The sequence below is a fragment of the Paenibacillus naphthalenovorans genome, from assembly GCF_900099895.1.
Lineage (GTDB): Bacteria > Bacillota > Bacilli > Paenibacillales > NBRC-103111 > Paenibacillus_G > Paenibacillus_G naphthalenovorans.
Map to the genome: position 1 here is coordinate 43,742 of NZ_FNDY01000012.1, position 23,582 is coordinate 67,323.

Sequence of the window (23,582 nt, forward strand, 5' to 3'; positions counted from 1 at the left end):
ACGATCAATGATGGAGGTGTGGTTATGGAAATGAATCAGTATCTCTCGATGTTTATCGACGAATCCAGAGATCATTTGCAAGCCATGAACGAGCATTTACTTAGCCTTGAGAACAGTCCGGAAGACGTGAGCATCGTCCAGCATATTTTTCGATCCGCTCATACGCTGAAGGGGATGTCGGCGACCATGGGCTTCGAGGATTTGGCCTCGCTTACCCATGAGATGGAGAACGTGCTCGATCTGGTTCGGAATCACAAGCTACAGATGGATTCATTCATATTTGATTGTATTTTTAAAAGCTTGGATGCGCTGGAAATGATGGTGGAGGATATTATTCAAGGAGGAACCGGAAAGGCGGATGTCACCGACATCGTCTCCGCGCTGAAGTCGATTGTTTCCGGGGACTATCTCAAGAACGGCTCTGCTGCCGGCGCATCGGGTTCCGCGGCTGCGAAAGCGGATAAGGCCGGGGGAAACAAAGAGCTGGACGAATTTCAATACTCCATTTTGCAGCAATCGATTGAAGCGGGAATTCCCGTTTTTCGAATCGAGGTGACCATTCGTCAGGAATGCGTGTTAAAAGCGGCCAGAGCGTATATGGTGTTTAACGTGCTGGAGCAAAACGGCGAGGTGATTCAATCCACACCTTCTGTCGAGGATATCGAACAGGAACGGTTCGAGCAATCATTCACCGTATATTATATTTCACAGTTGGCGCAGGATCAGCTTGCAAGTCAAATCGCCGGCGTTTCCGAAATAGACAAAGTAGACGTTGTATTGCTTGATCGGTCCAAGCTGGATGAGCTGATGAAAGCTCCGGAGCCGGCACCGGCTCAATCCAAGCCTGCCGCAAGCGAAGCTTCGGCGTCCCGGCCGGAAACGCCCAAACCTGAAGCGAAGAAGGCCGCCGGGGGAGGAGCGCCTGTAGCAGGACGTACCATCCGGGTGGACATCGAGCGCCTGGATACACTGATGAATTTGTTCAGCGAACTGCTCATTGATCGCGTCCGTCTGGAGCAGCTTGCCAGCGAGATCCGCAGAAGCGATCTGACGGAAACCGTGGAACATATGGCCAGAGTGAGCGGCGATTTGCAGAACATCGTCCTGAAGCTGCGCATGGTTCCCATCGATTCGGTGTTCAACCGTTTCCCCCGGATGATTCGCGATGTGGCCAAGACGCTCGATAAAAAGGTGGATCTGATCATTACCGGCGCCGATACCGAATTGGACCGGACGGTTATCGATGAGATTGGCGATCCGCTGGTCCACTTGTTAAGAAACGCCGTAGACCACGGGATCGAACCGGTGGCGGAACGCGTGCAAATCGGCAAGCCGGAGACCGGCACGATCTATCTCCGTGCCTATCACAGCGGCAACCATGTATTTATCGAAATCGAGGAAGACGGACGAGGGATTAACAGGGATAAGGTGATCAGCAAGGCCATCCAGAACGGAGTCATAACCGCAGAGCAATCCGGGAAATTGTCCGACGAGGATGTATATCAGCTTCTGTTTGCTTCGGGGTTTAGTACAGCGGACAAGATATCGGATATTTCCGGCCGCGGCGTAGGTCTGGATGTCGTTAAAACCAAGATCGAGAGTTTGGGAGGGCAAGTTCACGTCAGCGCCAATTGGGGCAAGGGAACGAAATTTACAGTCCAGCTTCCGCTGACGCTTTCGATTATCTCGGCCATGCTCATTCGGCTGGGTGATGAGAAATACGCCATTCCGCTTTCCTCCATTGTCGAAACGATGGCTGTCAAAAGCGATCAAATTCGCGTTGTGCACGGCAGTACCTTGATCAATTACCGCAGCTCCGTCATTCCGCTTGTTCACTTGGCCCAGCTGTTTGACGTACCGGGCTTTACCGGAGAGCCGGCCGCCGAAATACAGATCGTGGTGATCCGCAAGGGAGATAAAATGGCGGCGCTTATCGTCGACGAGTTTATAGGTCAGCAGGAAATTGTCTTGAAATCGCTGGGTAAATATTTAACCAACCTGTTTGCGGTTTCGGGAGCCACCATTCTGGGTGACGGGCAGGTCGCTTTGATCATTGATACGAACGCTTTAATAAAGTAAAAGCGGCAATTCTCTCTTCTCACGATAACTATAGGAGGCTGATAGTATGGGACAGGAGTTAAAAGTGATCGTTTTTTCACTAGCGCATGAAGAATATGGGGTGGAGGTGGAGAGTGTACGGACTATCGAGCGGATGCAGCCGATGACCCGTGTTCCCAAAACTCCGGATTTCGTCCGGGGCGTCATTAATCTCCGCGGTGTGGTAACGCCGGTTATTGATTTGCATGGCCGCTTTGGCTTCCCGCCGAGCGAATATACCGACAACACGCGCATCATTATCGTAGCTGTAGGGGATTTGGAAGTCGGTTTGATTGTGGATGCGGCCAATGACGTTATCGATATCGACAGCGACTGCATTGAGGATCCTCCGGAAGTCGTAGGCGGAATCAAAGCGAAATATTTGCGGGGTATCGCAAAAGTGAGCGATGAACGCCTGCTGGTGCTTTTGAATCTGAAGGAAGTACTCAATAAAAATGAAATCATCCAATTGGAAAAGTTAGAGGAGCAGGTTTAGTGGAAACTTTCAACTCTTTTGCAGAGTTCCAGATGGATGTTCTAAAGGAAGTGGGCAACATCGGCGCCGGACATGCCGCTACGGCATTGTCCAAGCTGCTCGATAAGCCCGTCGATATGCTGGTCCCCAAAGTGCGGCTGCTCCCGTTTGAAGAAGTAGCGGAAAGCGTGGGCGGTGCGGAAGAGGTGGTTATCGCCATCTTCCTGCGGGTAGAGGGGGAGACGCCCGGCAATCTGTTCTTTATCCTTACCATGGATTCCGCCAAAAAGCTGCTCCGCAATGTGGTTGGCATCGAGGAGACCGGCGAAGAAGAATATTCGGAGATGGAGCTTTCGGCCTTGAACGAGATCGGTAATATATTGGCTGGCTCCTATCTAACCTCGCTGGCGGATTTTACAAACCTGAATATGCAGCCCACCGTACCTTCACTGGCCATGGATATGGCAGGGGCGATTCTAAGCTACGGCCTGCTTCAATTCGGTCAAATGGGAGATCAGGCGCTGCTCATCGATACGAAATTTTTGGACGGTCATGATGAAATTGAGGGTCATTTTTTCCTGATCCCGGATCCGGAATCGTTTGAACGAATTTTTGTTGCTTTGGGAGTACAGACTCCATGATTCAAGAAAACCTCATTAAAGTTGGAATGGCCGACCTGAATGTAGCACACAAGACCGGGGTGTTGAAAACAACAGGTTTGGGATCTTGCGTAGGCGTTACTTTGTACGATGCCAAGGTAAAAGTGGCGGGAATGGCGCATATCATGCTCCCCAGCTCGGATATCGCAAGAGAAGGAAAGTTCAACATTGCCAAATATGCGGACTCTGCCCTTCCGGAGCTGATCCGTCTGATGCAAGCGCTTGGTGCAGAGATTCGGCGTATGGAAGCCAAAATGGCCGGGGGCGCACAAATGTTTTCATTCGTCACCCAATCCGACTCGATGCGGATCGGTCCGCGGAATGTAGAGTCCTGCAAAGAAGTGCTCCACCGCTACAGCATTCCGATCAAGGCGGAAGATACCGGGGCCAATTATGGCAGAACGATAGAGTTTGATTGTCAAACGGGTATTCTTGTAGTTCGCAGCGTACAACACGGCGTGAAGGAATTGTGAACCATGATTGGATCGATTCGTTGGAATTTTATCATAGGCGCTTTGGCGTTTATTGTCACGTTTGTACTTTCCATGTCCAAAAATATTTGGCTAACAACCATCATTCGTAGCTTTTACAGCTTTGCGATACTGTTTATTCTCGTGTTTTTGTGTCGTTTTCTGCTGGGCACCTTTGCCGGACTGAACCGTCTTTCTGTACAAGAACAGGAAGCCGGGGAAACGGAAGCCAAAGGTATCGCAGTCGATGCGGTGACCCCTGACGAGGACGAGGAGCTGCATGAGCTGCTAAAACCCGGAGCCGATCCGAAATCAGCAGCGGCTGACTTTACTCCGTTGAATCCTCCGAAGCTCCGGGTAAAAAAACAGCCGGATCCGGAAGAGATGGCGCAAGCGGTTCGTCGAATGTCTGATGAATAAGGGTGGTGACAGTCCGTCATGATCAGCCAAAAATCCCACTTAGCCAATATGGACGTATGGGTGCAATGGAGAGAAAATAAGATATTGGAAGCAAAAAAGGCACTGATCGAAACGTACTTGCCGCTTGTGGACTATGTGTCCAGCCGTCTCTCCATCGGCCTGCCCAAAAATGTGTCCAAAGAAGATTTGTCCAGCTTCGGCGTGATGGGACTTATCGATGCTATAGAAAAATTTGATTATCAGCGTGGATTGCAGTTTGAAACTTATGCTTCATGGCGAATCCGCGGCGCTATCATCGATGGCCTCCGTCAAGGAGATTGGGTTCCCCGTTCAGTGCGCGAGAAAGCCAAAAAGATTGAAGAAGCTTACCAGGTGCTCGAACAGCGCTATTTACGTTCCGTTTCGGATACCGAAATGAGCGACTATTTGGGAGTTAGCGAGAACGATTTTCAACAAATGGTGCAGGACGTTGCCGTTTCTACCGTTTGTTCCATTGATGATCCCATTAGAGAAGAGGATTCGGAGACGAGACTTTCTTTATTGATCGATGAGAAGGCCAAAAACCCTGAATTCAAAGTAAACGAGGTTTATATAAAGGAAACGTTGGCAAAAGCGATAGAGCGGTTGACGGAAAAGGAAAGAACCGTGGTTTCGCTTTTCTATTATGAAGAATTGTCTTTAAGCGAGATTGCCGAGGTCATGAGCCTTTCCCCCTCGCGAATTTCCCAGCTGCATTCCAAAGCGATTCAGCGCTTGAAGGGCGCTTTGAGCCGGCACAAGACCCATTTGTTATACGATTAACCAATGGAAGGCGGAGTAACGATGAGTGATTCGGAGTTGCCGATCAGTTTTTACTTGGATATCTCCTTGTCAGACGATAAATTGTCCGCATATTTACAGTTTACGAATTGTGACCAATCCTTTCAGATTTCGCGTGAAGCGCTGGAGGAATTTTTAAAATCTCACCATATCGTGTTCGGAATCGATGAGGAGAAGCTGACTGCCATCGCCGAGAATCCCGCAGCCTTTTTCAATTCCAGGACGCTGATTGCCCAAGGCCACCCTCCGATTGACGGTCAGGACGGCCATATCCACATGTTGTACAATTTGGATGACAAATTGAAAAAACCGGCGGAGCTTGACGACGGCAAAGTGGATTACAAGGAAGTGACGTCGATCCACAATGTACGCAAAGGCCAGCTGATCGCTCAAAAGGTTCCTGCCATTCCAGGCACGCCGGGAAGAGCGGTTACAGGTGAAACCTTGTTTGCCAAAGACGGCAAAGAAGCCAGATTCAAAATCGGCAAAAACGTTGTTGTGGACCCGGAGCAAACAGCCATGTACGCGGCCATCGACGGTATGGTGACGAAAACGGACCGGGATAAGATCAACGTATTTCCGATTTTTGAAGTGAACGGGGACGTGGACTATAACATAGGCAATATTGACTTTGTCGGGGCGGTTGTCATCCGCGGCAGTGTGCTCCCGGGCTTTCGGATCAAAGCAGCCGGCGATATCCGGATCACCGGAAGCGTGGACGGAGCCGATCTGGAAGCAGAAGGCTCCATCGAAATTACCGCCGGCATTCTTGGACATTACAAAAGTGTCATTCGGGCAGGCAACCGGGTGAAAAGCTCCTTTATTCAAGACGCCACGGTGGAAGCGGGAGAGGAAGTTCTCGTCAGTCAAAGCATTATGCATTCGCAAATCCGCGCGGGCAAGCGGGTGGTTTGCAAAGGCACGAAAGGGCTCATTGTCGGCGGAATGATTCAGGCGGGAGAGTGGGTCGCTGCCCGCACCATCGGAAACTCCATGTCAACGACGACAGTCATTGAGGTAGGGGTGCTTCCTGAGCTTCGCAATGAGCTGCAGCAGCTTCGCGCCCATCTTAGAACCATGAGCGAGAATATGGAAAAAACGGAGAAAGCACTTACTTTGCTGGATCAGTTGGCTGCCGCCGGGCAGCTTGGGCCGGATAAAGTGTCCATGCGCATCAAGCTGAACCACAATAAAAAGCAGACCGCCGAAGAGATGACCGCAGCCAAAAATCGGATCTTCGAAATCGAGAAGTCGCTGGAGGATTCGGAAAAAGCCAAGGTGGAAGTCATTTCAACGATCTACAGCGGAGCGAAAATCGTGATCGGGCGATATACGAAATTCGTTAAAGACACATCGCATCGGGTGAAATTTCAATTGCTCGACGGAGATATTGCCATGCTTCCAATCGTTTAACGGCTGATCATGTAAGCCCCGGCTTAAAGGAGGGTACCTGAAATGAGCCTAAAATCCATTGAGATGCAGTTCGCTCTTCATAAGAATGATGAAGCCGGACTAAAGCAGCATCAACTGATGAACAAGCCTGTTCAGGATCAGACGGTGCTCTCAAATGAAGCTGAAAAACATACGTTGAAAGAGCGACAAGTCGCTGCCAAAGCGGAGGAGACCAACGGCTCCACCGTGAAGGACGATGGGCCAAAGCGGCAGCACGGGCAAGAAAAACGCCGTAGGGACGGCAAGTTTGCCGGTCAGAGCGGCGCCAGGCCTGAGCCCCGGAGAGACCATCCGTTCAAAGGACAGCATATCGATTTGTCGCTTTAACCCTTGTGTGAAAAAGGTGAATGCAGTGAACCAACCTTGGATTTATATTGTGCTTGTCGGTCTCGTGCTGATCGTGTATGCCAGAATGGTTCCGAGAAGCTCGGGAAACCAAGGAAGCAAATCGCAGAGCGGCAGCATGCTCAGTGAAATGGAAGAAACAATGGACCATTTTGCCGCCGAGCTTGACGAACAGAACAAAGCGTTAATTCAGATGGTTGCCGAAACGAAGAAGGAATACGAGCTGCATTCGGCTAAGCTCGTTTACCGCATAGAAACACTCGAAAAGCAAGGGAGCCAGCTTCAGCAGGAGATCAGCCGGATAGGGTATGTTTGCGAGCAGCTTCAAGCGCGGCTGTCTGACCAAACGCGAAGCGATGCGGGAAACTCTGGTGAAACCGCCGGTTCGGTTGAACCCGAACGGCATGCCGAAGCGGCGAATGCGGCGAGCCCTCCTGAGCCGGTCACGCAGGAGCCGCCTGCCGTATCGTTCGTTTCGGATATGAAGGAACGGTACAGTGAGCTGTTCGCATTGTATCAACAGGGCAAATCGACCGATTATATTGCGAAGAAGCTCGGTAAGAACAAAGGAGAAATCAACCTGATTCTGCAACTGGCCAAGCAGGAGGAGCTGTCCGATGGCTAACAATAAATCGATGCTTACCGGACTCGGCGCCGGAATGATTTTGGGTGCGGTGCTTCTCCAATTGATGAATGCGTCTTCCTCAACGGCAGTGTCCGGTCCCGACCTGGAAGAAATGAATCCGGCGCAGCTGAAGGAAGCCGCGTCCGTATATTTTCAGGTGTATGACAAAGACCAGAAGCTGTATGATCAGACCCAACTCGATGCATTGGTCCTGCAAAAACTGCAGCAGGAAAAGGAAAAACTGGCGGCCGAACAGCAGTCTGCGGCTTCCGCACCGGTCAAAGAAACCTACATTTATATCTCCGGCGGCTTGACAGCGGGCCATGTGGCGGATATGCTGCTGGCGAGCGGTATCATTACGGACAGAAAAGCGTTCGCGGACGAGATGCGCCGCAAGCGGTTAAATGATAAAATCGTTACCGGGATTCATGTATTCAAGAGCCCGATGGAGCTTTCCGAAGTAATTACGAAGCTGACGACACGTTAGGATCGGAACCGGCTGACCGGGTCCGATTTTGTCGTTATTAGGTTTAAAATCGCGGGTGTTGCATACCAATGTCAGTTATGGTATATTAGTTGTCGGTGTTAAAATCCACACGCTGATTAATTCCGGCAAGGGTGCTCTGAGGGCAATCGCAACAGCTATTACATAACATGATGGTTGGTGTGTCAATGGAGTTTTGCCGCGAAGATGAGATTGGCGGAGGAAACCAAAAAACCAAAACCAGAGGAGGTGCGTGAGGATGGCAGTAATCTCCATGAAACAGCTGCTTGAAGCTGGGGTGCACTTCGGTCATCAAACCCGTCGTTGGAACCCGAAAATGGATCGATACATCTTCACCGAAAGAAACGGAATTTATATCATTGACCTGCAAAAAACGGTCAAAAAAGTTGAGGAAGCTTATAACTTCGTCAAATCCATTGCTGAAGAGAACGGCACAATCTTGTTCGTAGGAACGAAGAAGCAAGCGCAAGATTCCGTTAAGGAAGAAGCAGAACGTTGCGGAATGTACTACATTAACCAACGTTGGCTCGGCGGAACGCTGACGAACTTCAAAACGATCGAAAACCGGATCAACCGTCTTCATGAACTGGAAAGATGGGAAGAGGACGGCACATTCGATGTGCTTCCTAAGAAAGAAGTAATTATCCTGCGTAAAGAAAAAGATCGCCTTGAGAAATTCCTGGGCGGTATCAAGCATATGAAAGGTTTGCCGAGCGCTCTGTTCGTCATCGACCCTCGCAAAGAGCGGATTGCCGTTGCCGAAGCTCGCAAGCTGGGTATTCCGATCGTCGGTATTGTCGATACAAACTGCGATCCGGACGAAATTGACTATGTCATTCCGGGTAACGATGATGCTATTCGTGCGGTAAAACTGCTGACAGCCAAAATCGCTGACGCAGTCATCGAAGCGCATCAAGGCGAACAAACGACAGCCTAATGGATTGAATACATGAAAGGGTGGTTTGAAGGTGCAAAATCCTTTCACCGCCCTTTTTTTAGGGTTACATATTGAACTCGAGGAGGCCAAACTTATGGCAGTTAATGCGGCAGCAGTAAAAGAATTGCGCGAAAAAACCGGAGCGGGTATGCTCGATTGCAAAAAAGCATTAGAGGAAGCAAACGGAGATTTGACGAAAGCGGCTGAGATCCTTCGTGAGAAAGGCTTGTCTGCGGCAGCAAACAAGGCTGGCCGGATTGCAACGGAAGGTGTTGTGGAATCCTATATTCATGCCGGCGGAAGAATTGGCGTACTGGTTGAAATCAACTGCGAAACCGACTTCGTGGCCAAAACGGATTCTTTTAAAGAATTCGCCCGTGACATCGCAATGCAAATTGCAGCGGCGAATCCGAAATATGTTCGCCGTGAGGATGTTCCGCAGGAAGCTTTGGATAAAGAACGCGAAATCTTGAAAAACCAGGCTTTGAATGAAGGCAAACCGGCTAACATCGTTGAAAAGATGGTGGAAGGCCGCATGAGCAAATTCTTTGAAGAATTCTGCTTGCTGGAGCAGTCCTTCATTAAAGATCCGGACAAAACGATCAATGCTCTTCTGAACGAAAAAGTGGCCACCATCGGAGAGAATATTTCGATCCGCCGCTTTGTTCGTTATGAGCTCGGAGAAGGCTTGGAGAAGAAGCAGGAAAACTTTGCGGAAGAAGTTATGTCGCAAGTAAAACGTTGATCGAAGTGAATAGGCAAGGAAATGTGGGAACACTTGGTGTTCCTTCTTTTTTAACAAGAGAGGGAATGCGGTCTGATTGAAACGGAGGGTTGTTGTTTGGAACATCCGATATATAAAAGAGTGGTTTTGAAACTTAGCGGTGAAGCTTTGGCAGGACAGCAGGGATACGGCATCGACGCTGAAGTGATTTCATCCATCGCCCAGCAGGTGAAGGAAGTTGTGGACCTGCAAGTCGAGGTTGCCATTGTCGTCGGGGGAGGAAACATTTGGCGCGGAATTGCCGGCAGCGCGAGAGGCATCGACCGTGCTACCGCAGATTATATGGGCATGCTTGCGACCGTGATGAATGCGCTGGCGCTTCAGGATGCTCTGGAGACGATCGGAGTGCCTACCCGCGTTCAATCATCGATAACGATGCAGCAGGTTGCCGAGCCTTATATCCGCCGGAGAGCAATGCGTCATTTGGAAAAAGGAAGAGTGGTTATTTTCGCGGCAGGCACAGGAAATCCGTACTTCTCCACCGATACGACAGCTGCGCTCAGAGCGGCTGAGATCGAGGCAGAGGTTATCCTGATGGCGAAAAACAAAGTCGATGGCGTTTATTCCGCGGATCCGTTCAAACATGCGGATGCTCAAAAGTTCGAAACGCTCACTTATCTTGAAGTGCTCAACAAAAATTTGGGTGTAATGGATTCAACCGCATCCTCCTTATGTATGGACAACAACATACCGTTGATCGTTTTCTCGATTACGGAAAGCGGCAATATCAAGCGAGTGGTACTCGGTGAAAAAATCGGTACGATAGTAAAAGGGAGTGTATAACGATGCCTCAATCGATAAAGAAAAATGCGGAAAACCGTATGGAAAAAGCGATTGGTGCGCTGAAGAAGGAGCTGGCTTCGCTTCGTGCGGGGCGCGCAACACCGGCACTGCTCGATCGTGTGCAGGTAGAGTACTACGGTACGATGACCCCGGTGAACCAACTGGCCAATATTAACACGCCGGACTCCCGGACGCTGATGATCCAGCCTTGGGATAAAAGCTCTGTGTCCGCTATTGAGAAAGCGATCATGAAATCGGATCTTGGCCTTACACCTACCAATGACGGCAGCTCCATTCGTATCGTCATTCCGGCATTGACGGAAGAGCGCCGTACAGAGCTGGTTAAAATGACGAAGAAGTACGGCGAGGAGGCCAAAGTCGCCATCCGCAATATTCGCCGCGATGCCAATGACGATATCAAGAAGTTGGAAAAGACGGGGATTTCCGAAGACGAATCCCGTCGCCATCAAGACGATATTCAGAAATTTACGGATAAGTATATTGCTGAAGTCGACAAAGTGCTCGCAGCTAAAGAGAAGGAAATTATGGAAGTGTAATTGGTGAAGACCCCCTTGTTTGAGGGGGCTTTTAGTCTTTCCTGATGGGGGATTAGCATGATACCTTTCAAGAAATGGTTTGGAAGCAAACCGGAGGGTGAGGAGCTCGCCCGGCAGCTCGATGCAGATAATATTCCAAATCATGTGGCTGTGATTATGGACGGTAATGGCCGCTGGGCGCAAAAGCGCGGACTGCCGCGGGTTGCCGGACACCATTCCGGGATGAAAAACGTGAAGAGAATCACGATGGCGGCGGACAGCATCGGTGTGCAGGTGCTTACGATGTATGCCTTTTCCACGGAAAACTGGAAGCGGCCGAAAGAGGAAGTCGACTATTTAATGAAACTTCCGCTTGAATTTTTCCCCAAGGAAATCGACGAACTCATAGCCAACAACGTCCAAATCCGTATGACCGGCTGGCAAGAGGGCCTTCCGGATCATACGCTTAAAGCCATTGAAGACGCGATCGATCAGACGAAGCGGAATACAGGTCTTATTTTAAATTTTGCACTGAACTACGGCAGCCGCAAAGAGATGCTTCGGGGCATCCAACAGCTTGTACAAGATGCGAAAGAGAACAAAGTACATCCGGACGGAATCGACGAAACCTTGTTTTCCAAATATTTGCTGACCGATCCGCTTCCGGACCCCGATTTGTTAATTCGCACGAGCGGGGAGAAACGCATCAGTAATTTCATGCTGTGGCAGCTCGCATACTCGGAGCTGTGGTTTACGGATCTTTGCTGGCCTGATTTTACGGAGCGGCATTTCTTCGAAGCTATACAAGAGTACCAGCGCCGGGCCAGAAGATACGGTGGGTTGTAGTTCTATGGAGGAATGGAATTGAAGCAGAGAATCGTCACAGGGATCGTCGCAGGGATCGGGTTTTTCATCATGCTTTATTTGGGCGGTTATTGGTTTGCCGGGCTTCTTTTGATATTGTCGATGATCGGTTACGATGAGTTTCTGCGGATGAACGGACTGAAGGGAAACAAAGCCATTGTCATCATCGGCTATTTAGGGGTGTTTTGCCTTACCCTGCAGTGGCAGCATACCGGAGTTACGCTGAGTCAACTGGTCTGGTTGTTCATGTTTCTTTTTATGGCCGCAACGGTCATTTCCAAAAACAAAACAACGATAGATCATATTGCGATGGCCTTCATCGGCATGGTGTATATCGGTTTCGGATTTCATTACATGATTGCGACAAGAGACCTGACCGAAAACGGGTTGTATTGGACGCTGCTTGTATTCCTTTGCATTTGGTCAACGGATTCCGGCGCCTATTTTGTTGGATCAAAGTTTGGGAAAACACCGCTTTGGCCGGCGATCAGCCCCAAAAAATCAGTGGAAGGCGCCATTGGCGGAGTGGTGATTTCGATCCTTGTTGCGTTGATCTTCGCCTCGTTTAAACCCGAGCTTCTCGATTATGCTCGCGCGGCTTGGATTGGACTGATGATTGCTGTCGTTGGCCAAATGGGGGATTTAATGCAGTCCGCTTACAAACGGGTAAAAGGCATTAAAGATACGGGTGCGATTCTTCCGGGTCACGGCGGCGTGCTGGACCGGACGGATAGCTGGTTGATTGTTTTTCCGTTTCTTCACCTGCTGTCATGGATCCCTCACGTATAATATAGCCGGAGGTAAACAATTGTGAAAAAAATCAGCATTCTGGGCTCCACCGGCTCTATCGGCACGCAAACGCTGGATGTCATTTCCCATTATCCTGAGCAGTATACGGTGGAGGGCTTGTCCGGAGGACATAACATTAAGCTGCTGGCGGAACAAATCCGGCAGTTTCGTCCGCGCAAGGCTTCGGTAGCGACAAAGGAGCTGGCAGAGCAGTTATCACTGGAAATCCCCTCGGATGTAAAGGTATATTACGGAGAAGAGGGGCTCATCGAGATCGCGGCAGGTACGGATGCCGAGTTTGTCGTCACGGCGGTTGTGGGTAGCCAAGGCTTGGCGCCGACTATCGCGGCTATAGAAGCAGGGAAACAAATCGGACTGGCCAATAAAGAAACCTTGGTCAGTGCCGGTCATCTCGTAACCGGGCTTGCTAATCGGCGGGGCGTTCGCCTTTTGCCGATCGATAGCGAGCATTCCGCTATTTTCCAATGTTTGCAGGGTGAGCGCCAAGAACAAATACATACGATTACGCTGACCGCTTCCGGCGGAAGCTTCCGGGACCGTACTCGTGACGAGCTTAAGCATGTTACGGTTGAGGATGCATTGAAGCATCCGAATTGGGCCATGGGCGCCAAAATTACGATCGATTCGGCGACCATGGTCAACAAGGGTTTGGAAGTGATTGAAGCTCATTGGCTCTTTGACTTGTCTTACGACCAGATCGAAGTGCTGATTCATCCGGAGAGCATCATTCATTCCTTTGTCGAGTTTAAAGATTACAGCGTCATCGCACAGATGGGGCTGCCCGACATGCGGGTGCCGATTCAATATGCGTTGACGTATCCGAACCGGATGAAAACACCTGCCGGGCGGCTGCGGTTGAAAGATATAGGCAGACTGCATTTTCGCGAGATGGATTTCTCGCGGTATCCGTGCCTGCGAATGGCTTTTGAAAGCGGCAGAATCGGCGGATCTATGCCGACGGTGTATAATGCAGCCAATGAAGTGGCGGTGGAACGGTTCTTAAAAGGAGAGATTTCCTTTTTGGACATCGAGCGCGTCATTGAACAAGTGATGGCCGAACACGAACCGGTCGCATTCCCCGACTTGCCTGCGATCTTCGAGATCGACAAATGGGCAAGGCTGGCCGCGCGGAACGTCATGCCACAGCTATAATGGCAGCCTGAAGCAGCAAGCATTTTTCCGGTAAACCGGTCATAGGTTCATATCACGGGGCGGCTTGTATTCCTTTCATCATTAATGTTAATCTTAAGATAAGGAAACGCCTTTTACGTAACTATCGATGTGAACATTCGTGCTTAAGGAGGCCGTAAAAGTATTGGCGACGCTGCAGAATATATTTCAAATTGTGCTCTTGTTTTTTGTTCTCGTATCGATTCATGAGTGGGGACATTTTTATTTTGCTAAACGTGCAGGCATTTTGGTCAGAGAGTTTGCCATTGGATTTGGACCGAAGCTGCTGTCCTTCAAACAGGATGAAACCCGATATACACTGCGTCTTCTTCCGATCGGCGGTTTTGTAAGAATGGCCGGAGAAGATCCGGAAATCGTTCAAATCAATCCGGGACAACGCATCGCCGTTAAGCTGACCGACGATCAAGTTACCCACATTTATTTAAACGACTTTGACAGTCGTACAGGCAGCTTGGAAGGTGTGGTTGAACAGATCGATTTGGAGAAAAAGTTGTTTGTCCGCCTGGACGTCGACGGCGACATCCAACGGTTTTCCGTCCATCCCAAAGCGATGATGATCAGCAAAGACAAGGAAATTCAAATCGCTCCCTGGGACCGCCAATTTGGCAGCAAAACGGTAGGCCAGAGGGCTCTATCGATATTTGCCGGCCCTTTGATGAACTTTATTTTGGCGTTCATTCTGTTCGTGACCGTTGTGTTTATTGCCGGCGTGCCGCATAAAGTGAAAATTGCCGGTACGGTGCCGGGTTCCGCCGCTCAGCTTGCGGGGCTTCAATCCGGGGATTTGATTTTGAACGTAAACGGAGTGGACATCGGAGCGGATCGAAACAAGCTGACCTCCCTTATTCAAAGCTCCGTCAATAAACCCATGGATTGGACGATTGAACGTAACGGGGAGATCATCAGGAAGAATGTGACGCCGGCTGTCGACCAGGACGGGGTGATTCGCGTCGGCGTTACGCTCGTTGCCGAGACGAGACCGGCTACCGTAATGGAAGGACTGAAAAGCGGCTGGAACAGCCTTTCTTCCGCTACCATGCTGATATTGGATGGATTCGGCAAGCTCGCGACACTGCAGTTTAAACTTGACGATTTGGGAGGACCTGTGAGGATCGTCGAGTTTACAAGCGAGCAGGCCAGCGCAGGATGGGCGCAGTATATTTCGTGGACTGCCATTATGAGTCTGTATTTGGGGCTTTTCAATCTTCTGCCGATTCCGGCTTTGGACGGAAGCCGCCTAGTCTTTTTGGGACTTGAAGCGGTGCGGGGCAAACCGGTCGATCCCAGCCGTGAGAGCATGGTCCATTTTGTCGGCTTCGCCATGCTGATGCTGCTTATGATTGCCGTAACGTATAACGATATTTTGCGTTTGATGAACGGGTAAGAACTGCCTTCTGTAGGGGGAGAATCAGAGTGATGTCGAATTCAAAACAGGAAAAACAATTTGTAAAGGAAATCACGCCGCAAAGCGAAGATTTCTCGCGCTGGTACATTGACACGATCAAAAAAGCGGATCTGATGAGCTACTCTCCGGTCCGCGGCTGTATCGTGTTTAAACCGGACGGATATGAAATATGGGAGCATATACAGAAGGAACTGGATGCGCGGTTTAAAGAAACCGGACACCGCAACGCCTATTTTCCGATGTTTATCCCTGAGAGCTTTTTTCAGAAAGAAAAAGAACACGTCGAAGGCTTCAATCCGGAACTGCCTTGGGTAACCGAAGCGGGCGGAGAGAAGCTGGAGGAGCGGCTTGCCATTCGCCCGACGTCCGAAACCATGATCGGTCATATGTATTCCGAGTGGATTAACTCTTATCGGGACCTGCCGCTGCTCATTAACCAGTGGGCAAACGTTGTCCGGTGGGAGAAGCGTACCCAGCCGTTCCTGCGTACAAGCGAATTCCTGTGGCAGGAAGGCCATACGGCCCATGAGAATGAGGAGGACGCACGCAAAGAAACGATGCAGATGCTGGAGATTTACCGTGATTTTGTGGAAAATTTCCTTGCGATTCCTGTCATCATGGGACAAAAAACACCTTCCGAGAAGTTCGCCGGAGCCGTTGATACATATTCTATCGAAGCGATGATGAAGGACGGAAAAGCGGTACAAGCCGGAACTTCCCATTATATGGGCACGAACTTTGCCGTAGCGTTCGACATCAAATATTTGGATCGGGAAAACCAGCATCAATACTGCCACACCACTTCATGGGGCGTCAGCACCCGGTTAATCGGGGCCCTGATTATGGTCCATGGAGATGACCGCGGGCTTGCATTGCCGCCGAAAGTGGCTCCGACGCAGGTGGTTATGATCCCGATTGGACCGCCCAAAACACGCGAACAGGTGGTCGGCCGGGTTAACGAGCTTTATGATCAGTTGAAGAAGGCCGGTGTGCGCGTGAAAGTGGATGACCGTCCGGACCAAAGCCCGGGTTGGAAATTCAATGAATACGAAATGCGCGGCGTTCCGGTTCGCGTCGAGCTCGGACCGCGCGATATGGAGAACGGTCAGGTGGTATTGGTTTCCCGGATTACCGGCGAGAAGCGCATCGTGGCCCAGGATCAATTTACGGAAGAAGTGCAAAAGCTGCTGACGGAAACGCAGCAGGAAATGTATGATCGGGCCAAGCGTTTCCGCGACGAGCATATGACAGAGGCGGACTCCGTGGACGAGCTGAAGTCGTTTTTCGAACAGAAACGGGGGTTCGCGCTATCGGGCTGGTGCGGATCGGAGACTTGCGAAGCGCACGTGAAGGAAGAGACAGGCGCTACAAGCCGCAATATCCCGTTTGAGCCGGGAACGAACAAAACCAAATGTCTTGTTTGCGGTTCGGATGCCAAGCATACCGTTGTATTCGGACGAGCGTACTAAAATACGAAACCAATTTAGGGGTTTGTCCATACAAGCCCCTTATTTTTTAAGAATACATCATCTGAAAGTTTCAACGGAGCCGGAGGATTCTATAATCGCAAGAAAAGCTGCAGTTAAACCACGAACGGTTCTTTAACGAAAGGGCTTTGATCAGGAGCTTTTCTTTAGATAGGAGGTCAAGATGAGCAGCAGCAGTACGGCGCATAAACGCGACAGGTTTGAGATGCTGATGCATCAGGCGGGCGTTCCGACGGATGTAGTTCAGTCTTTTTTTTCGGACGGATATATTGATAAGGTAGAGACGAGTCGTAAAAATAAAGAATGGGTCTTCTTTATCGTGAAAAGCCAAATCGTCCCTTCTGACATCTATCGTTCCTTCTGCAAGATGATACGCGATAAATTTTCACATATTGCCGCGATACGTTTCGTGCTGCAGTACACGGCGGAGGTCAAACCGGAAGCGGTCGCGCATGAGTATTGGAGCATGTTTATCGAGTGGGTGCAGCGGGAGGCGGCGTCCATCAACGGATGGATGACCAAGGCGCACATTGAAGTGAAGGATAACGTGCTGACGCTTCATCTGCTGGATTCCATCGGGCTTGAGCTGGCGAAGAAGAAAAATATCGGCGGCTTGATTCAGAACTATTTCAGCCAATTCTTCGGCGTTGATTTTTATGTGAAGTATGCCGTGAGCGGGTCACGGGAGCAAGAAATGGAGAAATTCGCGAAGCAGATCGCTCAGGAAGAAAAAGAGGTCGCAAGTGTCATCATGACGGCGGTGGAAGCGGAGAACGAAGCGGCATCGCAGTCAAATGAAGAACTTAAGCTGATGGTCGGCTATGACATCAAGGAACCGGCCGTACCGCTGCAAGAGGTACAGGACGAGGAAAAGAAAATTACGGTGCAGGGAACCGTATTCGGCATGGAAGTCAAGGAGCTGAAAAACGGAAGCACTTTATATATGTTTAACATCACGGATTTTACCGATTCCATTATGGTGAAGGCATTCGCCAAAACGAAGGAAGACGTAAAAATCTACAACCTCATCACCAACGGCAAATGGCTGAAGCTGCGTGGACGGGTGGAGTACGACCGGTTTATGCAAACACCCGAGTTGGTCATGATTCCATCGGATATAAACGAAATCGTGGCGCCGCCGGATCGTATGGATGATGCCGAGGAGAAGCGCGTAGAGTTTCATTTACATACGACGATGAGTACGATGGACGGGATTACTCCTGTGGATCAGTATATTAAAACAGCGGCCAAATGGGGGCACAAGGCGATCGCCGTCACCGATCACAGCGGCGTTCAGAGTTTTCCCGAGGCTTATAAAGCTTCGAAGAAACACGGCATTAAGGTCATATACGGACTGGAGGCCAATGTGATTGACGATTCGGTCCAAGTGGTCATGAATGCGACCGACATCGCGATTGCCGACGCGGAGTACGTTATTTTCGACATCGAGACGACCGGTTTGTCCGTGACCAGCAACAAAATCATTGAAATCGCCGGCGTCAAAATGAAGGAAGGCAAGGAGATTGACCGTTTTGCTACATTCATCGATCCGCACGAACGGATTCCGTACAATATCCAGCAATTGACCAACATCACCGATGATATGGTAAAGGGCGCTCCGGAACTGGAGGATGTGCTTCCTAAATTCATCGAGTTTGTCGGGGATAGCGTTCTGGTCGCGCACAACGCCAGGTTCGATATCGGATTTATTCAGGCCAACTGCAAGCGGCTTGGCCTGCCGGAAGTGAGCAATCCGGTGCTGGACACGCTGGAGCTGGCGCGTTTATTGTTCCCGACGATGAAGAACCACCGTCTCAATACACTGGCGGATAAGTTCAAGGTGAGTCTGGACAACCATCACCGGGCCATCGACGATTCGATTGCGCTTGGCTTCGTGCTCTTCCATCTGTTAAAGGAAGCGGCGGACAGGGGATACACGCAGCTGGATCGGCTTAACGATCAGGTGGGCAAGAACCTGGCTACCCAACGGCCGTTCCACTGTTGTATTTATGCCAAGAACATGATAGGCAAAAAGAACCTGTTCACCCTGGTATCCTTATCGCATACGGAATATTTCCACCGGGTGGCGTGCATTCCCAAGAGTAAGCTGCAGGAAATGCGCGAGGGCCTGATCATCGCTTCCGGATGCGAAAAGGGCGAGTTTTTTGAAACGGTGCTCAATAAATCGTTGGAAGAAGCGGAGAACGTTGCAGCGTTCTACGATGTGCTGGAAATTCAACCGACCGGCATCAATATGCATTTGGTGGAAAAAGGCCTGGTTGGAAGCCCTGCACAGTTGGAGGATGCGAACCGTAAAATCATTGAGATCGGGCGCAAGCTCGGCAAACCGGTCATTGCAACCGGCAATGTGCACTACCTGCATCCGCGTGAAAAAATATCGCGCGACATTACGATTCACGGGATTACGGGCTTTAGTCCTTTGAAAGACATCCGCAAGCCGGACGTTCATTTCAGGACTACGAAGGAAATGCTGGCCGAATTCGAATATTTGGGTAAAGAGACGGCTTATGAGGTCGTTGTCAAAAACACCTCCGAGCTTGCCGACCAGTTCGAGGAGCTGGAGCTGTTCCCGACGAAGCTGTTCACACCGATCATCGAGGGTGCGGACGAAGAAATCCGCAACACTTGCTACGAAACCGCGCGGCAGATTTATGGGGATCCGCTTCCGGAAGTGGTGACGGCGCGGCTGGAGAAGGAATTGGTGCCGATCATCAAGTATGGCTTCTCTGCGAACTATTTGATATCCGAGCGGCTTGTGAAAAAATCCAACCAAGACGGCTATCTCGTCGGCTCCCGGGGGTCCGTCGGCTCCTCCGTCGTGGCTACGTTTCTGGGGATTTCCGAGGTCAACCCCCTGCCGCCTCATTATGTATGCAAATCGTGCAAACACAGCGAGTGGATTCTCGACGGGTCGATTCCGAGCGGCTTCGATCTTCCGGATAAAAATTGCCCGAATTGCGGCGAGAAGTTGAAAGGTGACGGTCAGGACATTCCGTTTGAAACGTTCCTTGGCTTTAAAGGGGATAAGGTCCCCGATATCGATCTGAACTTCTCCGGCGAATACCAGCCGCATGCTCACAACTACACGAAGGTGCTGTTTGGCGAGAAAAACGTATTCCGGGCCGGAACGATCGGTACGGTTGCCGAAAAGACGGCTTACGGATTCGTGAAAAAATATGAAGAGGAGCACGGCAAAAAGTGGCGCGGAGCGGAGCTGAACCGTTTGGCTATGGGTTGTACGGGGGTTAAGCGAAGCACAGGACAGCATCCCGGGGGGATCGTGGTCGTTCCGGATTATATCGATGTTAATGATATTACGCCGGTCCAGTACCCGGCCGACGACACAAGCGCGGAATGGAAGACGACGCATTTTGATTATCACGCGTTCGATGCCAATCTGCTCAAGCTTGATATACTGGGACACGATGATCCAACGATGATGCGGATGCTGCAGGATTTGACGGGGGTCGATCCGACAACGATCCCTATGAACGATCCGAAGGTCATGAGCATGTTCAACTCCGTAGAAGCGCTTGGCGTCACGCCGGAACAGATTCGGACACCCGTAGCGACGTACGGCGTTCCGGAGATGGGGACGAAGTTCGTGCGTCAGATGCTGGAAGAGGCAAAGCCCAGCAGCTTCGCGGATCTGCTGCAAATATCCGGGCTGTCTCATGGCACCGGAGTGTGGCTCGGCAACGCGCAAGAGCTGATAAGAAAAGGCATATGTACGATCAAAACGGTAATTGGCTGCCGCGACGATATCATGCTGTATTTGATTTATAAAGCGGGAATGGACGCGGGACTCGCCTTTAAAATTACCGAGAGCGTGCGTAAGGGTAAAGGGCTTACCGAAGAGTGGAAAGAAGAGATGAAGAAGCATAATGTCCCGCAGTGGTACATCGACTCCTGCGAGAAGATCGAGTACATGTTCCCGAAGGCGCACGCCTCTGCCTATGTCATTTCCGCCGTACGTACCGCTTACTTTAAGCTGTACCATCCGATTGCTTACTATGCGACCTACTTCTCCGTTCGGGCGACGGACTTTGAGATTGAGCTCCTGTGCCAGGGCTACGACGCGATTCTCAGCAGGCTGATCGAGATCGAGGAAAAGGGCTTTCAAGCCTCCCCGAAAGAAAAAAATATGATATCGATCCTTGAGATGGCGCTGGAGATGACTGCGCGCGGGTTTACATTCAAAAGCATCGATTTGTACAAATCGGACGCTACCAAGTTTCTGATTGACGGAGACTCCCTTATACCGCCGTTTTCGGCTGTTGGCGGAATCGGCGAGAATGCGGCCAAAAATATCGCAGCGGCCCGAAACGATGGTCCGTTCTTGTCCATCGAGGATTTCCAAACGCGCAGTAAAGCGTCGAAAACGATTGTAGAAATTTTGGCCGGCATGGGCTGCTTCCGAGGTTTGCCGGAGACAAACCAGCTTTCGCTGTTTTAAACGGAAGAGGTTGTCGTTTTCATCATTATTGCAAATTGAACGGCACTTATGGTATAATCTTCTACGGTAGTAATGTTATATCTCGTAACCAGAGAGTGGGGAAACCCACTCTTTACATTTTGTATAAGGCATTCAAGCGAGTGAATAGGAGGAAGCAGGTTGAGCACACACATCAAATCCACAGTGGAAGAGCTGGTCCGGCCTTTTTTGGACGAGAACGGATTTGAACTGATCGACATTGAATATGTCAAGGAAGGCGGCAACTGGTTTCTAAGGGTGTACGTCGACAAGGAAGGCGGCATCGACATTGACGACTGCGGGCGCATCAGCGAATATTTGAGCGCAAGGCTGGACGAAAAGGACCCGATACCAAACGCCTATTTCCTTGAGGTGTCGTCCCCGGGAGCAGAGCGCCCCTTAAAGAAAACCCAGGATTATCACAAGGCGGTAGGGGAGCATGTTTTCGTTACGACTTATGAACCGGTTGACGGTTTAAAAGAGTTCGAGGGCAAGCTCCTGTCGTTCGACGAGCAGACGGTAGTGATTGAAGTCGGCAAGAAACAGCATGTTATACCTTTTGCGAAAGTGGCAAGCGCACGGCTTGCCATTGTGTTCTGATAAAGCATTGAATTGTCGTTAGTCACATTTCTCAATTATACGAGAGGGGGAACTCCGTTCAAATGAACATGGATTTTATTGAAGCGTTAAATGAAATTGAAAGAGAAAAGGGCATTTCCAAAGAAGTGCTCATCGATGCCATCGAGGCGGCTCTAATTTCCAGTTATAAGCGCAACTTCAATACAGCGCAGAACGTGCGCGTCGATATCAACCGCCATACGGGTCTGATTAAAGTTTATGCGCGCAAGACGGTTGTGGATGAAGTGCTCGACCCTCGCCTGGAGATTTCACTTCACGCCGCACGGGAGATAAATCAAAACTATCAATTAAACGATATCGTCGAAATCGAAGTGACGCCGCGGGATTTCGGGCGTATTGCGGCGCAGACCGCAAAGCAGGTCGTCACGCAGCGGATCCGTGAAGCGGAACGCGGTTTGATATATAACGCTTATGTGGACAAGGAAGAAGACATCGTCAACGGGATTGTACAGCGTCAGGACCAACGCAACCTGTACATTGATCTCGGCAAGATTGAGGCGGTGATGCCGCTTGGCGAGTTGATGCCTACGGACAAATTCAAACAGGGCGACCGTGTGAAAGCATATATCACAAAAGTGGAAAATACGACCAAAGGTCCGCAAATTGTGCTGTCACGTACCCATCCGGGTCTGCTTAAACGTTTGTTCGAGCTGGAAGTTCCGGAAATTTTCCAAGGCGTGGTGGAAATCCGCTCGGTAGCGCGAGAAGCCGGGTACCGTTCCAAAATCGCCGTGCATTCCCGCAACGAGGAGGTTGATCCGGTCGGCTCCTGCGTAGGTCCCAAGGGCATGCGCGTACAAACGATCGTCAACGAACTGAAAGGCGAGAAGATCGACATTGTCCGCTGGATGGAAAACATTGAAGAATATGTGGCCAATGCCTTGAGCCCTTCCAAGGTTCTGGAGGTACAGGTGTTCGAAGCGGAAAAAATGGCACGAGTCATCGTTCCCGACTACCAGTTGTCTCTTGCTATCGGAATTAAAGGGCAGAACGCCCGGCTTGCCGCAAAGCTGACCGGTTGGAAGATCGATATCAAGAGCGAAACGCAAGCGGAGCAGGAGTATGGGCGTCCTAAAGCCAACTCCGAAGAAATGCATCAGGATTCGGTCAGCATCGACTAAATCAGGCGGGTCGGTGGATTAGCATACGGGAGGGAATGAAACGATGAAGCAGCGAAAAATACCTCTACGCAAATGCGTGGCCTGCCAGCAAATGATGCCAAAGAAAGAACTCATCCGAGTGGTAAAGACTCCCGACGGCGAGCTCCATATCGATCTGAAGGGAAAGAGAGCGGGGCGAGGAGCTTATTTGTGCGGAAAGCAGTCCTGCTTCAGGCTGGCCAAAAAGTCGCGTGCCTTGGACCGCGCACTGAAGACTGCGGTCCTTCCGGACATTTACGATGCGCTTGAACAGGATTTCATTAAGGTGGAAGACGAGTTTATTGCCGGAAAAGATGCGGTGGACGACGAAGATGAAGAATGATAAATTTTTTTCGAATTTGGGGCTGGCTATGAGGGCAGGAAAACTGGTCACCGGAGAAGATATGGTCATTGAAGCAATACGAGGCGGCCAGGCGAAGCTGGTGATCATAGCCGAAGACGCTTCCGAAGGTACATTCAAAAAAGTTAACGATAAATGCAGTTATTATGGGGTTCCTATTTATCAGTACGGCCGTCGGGATCAGCTGGGGGCAAGCATCGGTAAGGAAACGCGGGTCGTTATTGCGGTAACGGACGCGGGGTTTGCGCGCATGTTGAAGCAGTAGGAGAACGCACGGAGGTGGA

24 protein-coding genes are annotated in these 23,582 nt (G+C 50.4%); all 24 read left to right on the forward strand.

Translation table 11 applies throughout. From position 1 onward, the window contains the following. Positions 1-24 precede the first annotated feature (24 nt). The 24 genes from BLT35_RS13605 (at position 25) to BLT35_RS13720 (ending at position 23,563) form a co-directional block, all read left to right on the forward strand. On the forward strand, positions 25-2,079 hold the full coding sequence (locus tag BLT35_RS13605) for a chemotaxis protein CheA (RefSeq protein WP_062407980.1): 2,055 nt from the start codon (positions 25-27) through the stop codon (positions 2,077-2,079). Between the two features lie 46 nt (positions 2,080-2,125). Continuing rightward, positions 2,126-2,593 carry a chemotaxis protein CheW gene (locus BLT35_RS13610; RefSeq protein WP_062407982.1) on the forward strand — a complete coding sequence of 156 codons (468 nt, stop codon included), beginning with the start codon at positions 2,126-2,128 and terminating at the stop codon, positions 2,591-2,593. Positions 2,594-2,625: 32 nt separating this feature from the next. Next, positions 2,626-3,213 carry a chemotaxis protein CheC gene (locus BLT35_RS13615; protein WP_137670112.1) on the forward strand — a complete coding sequence of 196 codons (588 nt, stop codon included), beginning with the start codon at positions 2,626-2,628 and terminating at the stop codon, positions 3,211-3,213. Continuing rightward, positions 3,210-3,704, forward strand: a complete 495-nt coding sequence (locus BLT35_RS13620; protein ID WP_054818894.1) for a chemotaxis protein CheD — start codon at positions 3,210-3,212, stop codon at positions 3,702-3,704. Before BLT35_RS13615 ends, BLT35_RS13620 begins: the two co-directional genes overlap by 4 nt. A 3-nt stretch (positions 3,705-3,707) precedes the next feature. Then, complete coding sequence (locus tag BLT35_RS13625; protein ID WP_062407984.1) at positions 3,708-4,121, forward strand: hypothetical protein; 414 nt, start codon at positions 3,708-3,710, stop codon at positions 4,119-4,121. Between the two features lie 18 nt (positions 4,122-4,139). Continuing rightward, positions 4,140-4,922: a FliA/WhiG family RNA polymerase sigma factor gene (locus BLT35_RS13630; RefSeq protein WP_062407986.1), complete on the forward strand. Its 783-nt coding sequence runs from the start codon at positions 4,140-4,142 to the stop codon at positions 4,920-4,922. Positions 4,923-4,943: 21 nt separating this feature from the next. Further along, the gene (locus BLT35_RS13635; RefSeq protein WP_074728449.1) at positions 4,944-6,353 is read left to right on the forward strand and encodes a flagellar assembly protein A; all 1,410 of its coding nucleotides are present in this window, start codon (positions 4,944-4,946) and stop codon (positions 6,351-6,353) included. Between the two features lie 42 nt (positions 6,354-6,395). Next, positions 6,396-6,719, forward strand: a complete 324-nt coding sequence (locus BLT35_RS13640; protein WP_054818895.1) for a hypothetical protein — start codon at positions 6,396-6,398, stop codon at positions 6,717-6,719. 25 nt (positions 6,720-6,744) lie between these two features. After that, on the forward strand, positions 6,745-7,362 hold the full coding sequence (locus BLT35_RS13645; RefSeq protein ID WP_249929547.1) for a hypothetical protein: 618 nt from the start codon (positions 6,745-6,747) through the stop codon (positions 7,360-7,362). Then, on the forward strand, positions 7,355-7,849 hold the full coding sequence (locus tag BLT35_RS13650) for an MltG/YceG/YrrL family protein (RefSeq protein ID WP_054818897.1): 495 nt from the start codon (positions 7,355-7,357) through the stop codon (positions 7,847-7,849). The genes BLT35_RS13645 and BLT35_RS13650 overlap by 8 nt, the downstream gene beginning before the upstream one ends. Before the next feature lie 256 nt (positions 7,850-8,105). After that, positions 8,106-8,804, forward strand: coding sequence for a 30S ribosomal protein S2 (rpsB, locus tag BLT35_RS13655; protein WP_062407990.1), 699 nt, complete (start codon positions 8,106-8,108; stop codon positions 8,802-8,804). Between the two features lie 94 nt (positions 8,805-8,898). Continuing rightward, positions 8,899-9,549 (forward strand): translation elongation factor Ts, encoded by a 651-nt coding sequence (gene tsf / locus BLT35_RS13660; protein ID WP_054818899.1) that lies wholly within the window; start codon positions 8,899-8,901, stop codon positions 9,547-9,549. 96 nt (positions 9,550-9,645) lie between these two features. Further along, positions 9,646-10,371: a UMP kinase gene (pyrH, locus tag BLT35_RS13665; protein ID WP_062407992.1), complete on the forward strand. Its 726-nt coding sequence runs from the start codon at positions 9,646-9,648 to the stop codon at positions 10,369-10,371. 2 nt (positions 10,372-10,373) lie between these two features. Beyond that, entirely contained in the window at positions 10,374-10,928 is a 555-nt protein-coding gene (gene frr, locus BLT35_RS13670) for a ribosome recycling factor (RefSeq protein WP_054818900.1), read from the forward strand. A 57-nt stretch (positions 10,929-10,985) separates the two neighbouring features. After that, complete coding sequence (uppS, locus tag BLT35_RS13675) at positions 10,986-11,753, forward strand: undecaprenyl pyrophosphate synthase (RefSeq protein ID WP_062407994.1); 768 nt, start codon at positions 10,986-10,988, stop codon at positions 11,751-11,753. Between the two features lie 18 nt (positions 11,754-11,771). Then, positions 11,772-12,560 (forward strand): phosphatidate cytidylyltransferase, encoded by a 789-nt coding sequence (locus BLT35_RS13680; protein WP_062410878.1) that lies wholly within the window; start codon positions 11,772-11,774, stop codon positions 12,558-12,560. Positions 12,561-12,581: 21 nt separating this feature from the next. Continuing rightward, on the forward strand, positions 12,582-13,733 hold the full coding sequence (locus BLT35_RS13685) for a 1-deoxy-D-xylulose-5-phosphate reductoisomerase (RefSeq protein ID WP_082660706.1): 1,152 nt from the start codon (positions 12,582-12,584) through the stop codon (positions 13,731-13,733). 163 nt (positions 13,734-13,896) lie between these two features. Continuing rightward, positions 13,897-15,156 (forward strand): RIP metalloprotease RseP, encoded by a 1,260-nt coding sequence (gene rseP / locus BLT35_RS13690; RefSeq protein WP_062407997.1) that lies wholly within the window; start codon positions 13,897-13,899, stop codon positions 15,154-15,156. Positions 15,157-15,188: 32 nt separating this feature from the next. After that, the gene (proS, locus tag BLT35_RS13695) at positions 15,189-16,646 is read left to right on the forward strand and encodes a proline--tRNA ligase (RefSeq protein WP_074728451.1); all 1,458 of its coding nucleotides are present in this window, start codon (positions 15,189-15,191) and stop codon (positions 16,644-16,646) included. A gap of 181 nt (positions 16,647-16,827) precedes the next feature. Beyond that, the gene (locus tag BLT35_RS13700) at positions 16,828-21,141 is read left to right on the forward strand and encodes a PolC-type DNA polymerase III (RefSeq protein ID WP_062407999.1); all 4,314 of its coding nucleotides are present in this window, start codon (positions 16,828-16,830) and stop codon (positions 21,139-21,141) included. Between the two features lie 159 nt (positions 21,142-21,300). Continuing rightward, positions 21,301-21,759, forward strand: coding sequence for a ribosome maturation factor RimP (gene rimP / locus BLT35_RS13705; protein WP_054818901.1), 459 nt, complete (start codon positions 21,301-21,303; stop codon positions 21,757-21,759). 62 nt (positions 21,760-21,821) lie between these two features. Beyond that, positions 21,822-22,919: a transcription termination factor NusA gene (gene nusA / locus BLT35_RS13710; protein WP_062408000.1), complete on the forward strand. Its 1,098-nt coding sequence runs from the start codon at positions 21,822-21,824 to the stop codon at positions 22,917-22,919. A 43-nt stretch (positions 22,920-22,962) separates the two neighbouring features. Next, positions 22,963-23,280 carry an RNase P modulator RnpM gene (rnpM, locus tag BLT35_RS13715; RefSeq protein ID WP_054818902.1) on the forward strand — a complete coding sequence of 106 codons (318 nt, stop codon included), beginning with the start codon at positions 22,963-22,965 and terminating at the stop codon, positions 23,278-23,280. Further along, positions 23,270-23,563, forward strand: a complete 294-nt coding sequence (locus BLT35_RS13720) for a YlxQ family RNA-binding protein (RefSeq protein WP_074728453.1) — start codon at positions 23,270-23,272, stop codon at positions 23,561-23,563. Before rnpM ends, BLT35_RS13720 begins: the two co-directional genes overlap by 11 nt. Positions 23,564-23,582: the final 19 nt, after the last annotated feature.

Coding starts and splice junctions, on each gene's coding strand:
- BLT35_RS13605 (WP_062407980.1), top strand. CDS start 25: ATGGAAATGAATCAGTATCTCTCGATGTTTATCGACGAATCCAGAGAT.
- BLT35_RS13610 (WP_062407982.1), top strand. CDS start 2,126: ATGGGACAGGAGTTAAAAGTGATCGTTTTTTCACTAGCGCATGAAGAA.
- BLT35_RS13615 (WP_137670112.1), top strand. CDS start 2,626: ATGGATGTTCTAAAGGAAGTGGGCAACATCGGCGCCGGACATGCCGCT.
- BLT35_RS13620 (WP_054818894.1), top strand. CDS start 3,210: ATGATTCAAGAAAACCTCATTAAAGTTGGAATGGCCGACCTGAATGTA.
- BLT35_RS13625 (WP_062407984.1), top strand. CDS start 3,708: ATGATTGGATCGATTCGTTGGAATTTTATCATAGGCGCTTTGGCGTTT.
- BLT35_RS13630 (WP_062407986.1), top strand. CDS start 4,140: ATGATCAGCCAAAAATCCCACTTAGCCAATATGGACGTATGGGTGCAA.
- BLT35_RS13635 (WP_074728449.1), top strand. CDS start 4,944: ATGAGTGATTCGGAGTTGCCGATCAGTTTTTACTTGGATATCTCCTTG.
- BLT35_RS13640 (WP_054818895.1), top strand. CDS start 6,396: ATGAGCCTAAAATCCATTGAGATGCAGTTCGCTCTTCATAAGAATGAT.
- BLT35_RS13650 (WP_054818897.1), top strand. CDS start 7,355: ATGGCTAACAATAAATCGATGCTTACCGGACTCGGCGCCGGAATGATT.
- rpsB (WP_062407990.1), top strand. CDS start 8,106: ATGGCAGTAATCTCCATGAAACAGCTGCTTGAAGCTGGGGTGCACTTC.
- tsf (WP_054818899.1), top strand. CDS start 8,899: ATGGCAGTTAATGCGGCAGCAGTAAAAGAATTGCGCGAAAAAACCGGA.
- frr (WP_054818900.1), top strand. CDS start 10,374: ATGCCTCAATCGATAAAGAAAAATGCGGAAAACCGTATGGAAAAAGCG.
- uppS (WP_062407994.1), top strand. CDS start 10,986: ATGATACCTTTCAAGAAATGGTTTGGAAGCAAACCGGAGGGTGAGGAG.
- proS (WP_074728451.1), top strand. CDS start 15,189: ATGTCGAATTCAAAACAGGAAAAACAATTTGTAAAGGAAATCACGCCG.
- BLT35_RS13700 (WP_062407999.1), top strand. CDS start 16,828: ATGAGCAGCAGCAGTACGGCGCATAAACGCGACAGGTTTGAGATGCTG.
- nusA (WP_062408000.1), top strand. CDS start 21,822: ATGAACATGGATTTTATTGAAGCGTTAAATGAAATTGAAAGAGAAAAG.
- rnpM (WP_054818902.1), top strand. CDS start 22,963: ATGAAGCAGCGAAAAATACCTCTACGCAAATGCGTGGCCTGCCAGCAA.
- BLT35_RS13720 (WP_074728453.1), top strand. CDS start 23,270: ATGAAGAATGATAAATTTTTTTCGAATTTGGGGCTGGCTATGAGGGCA.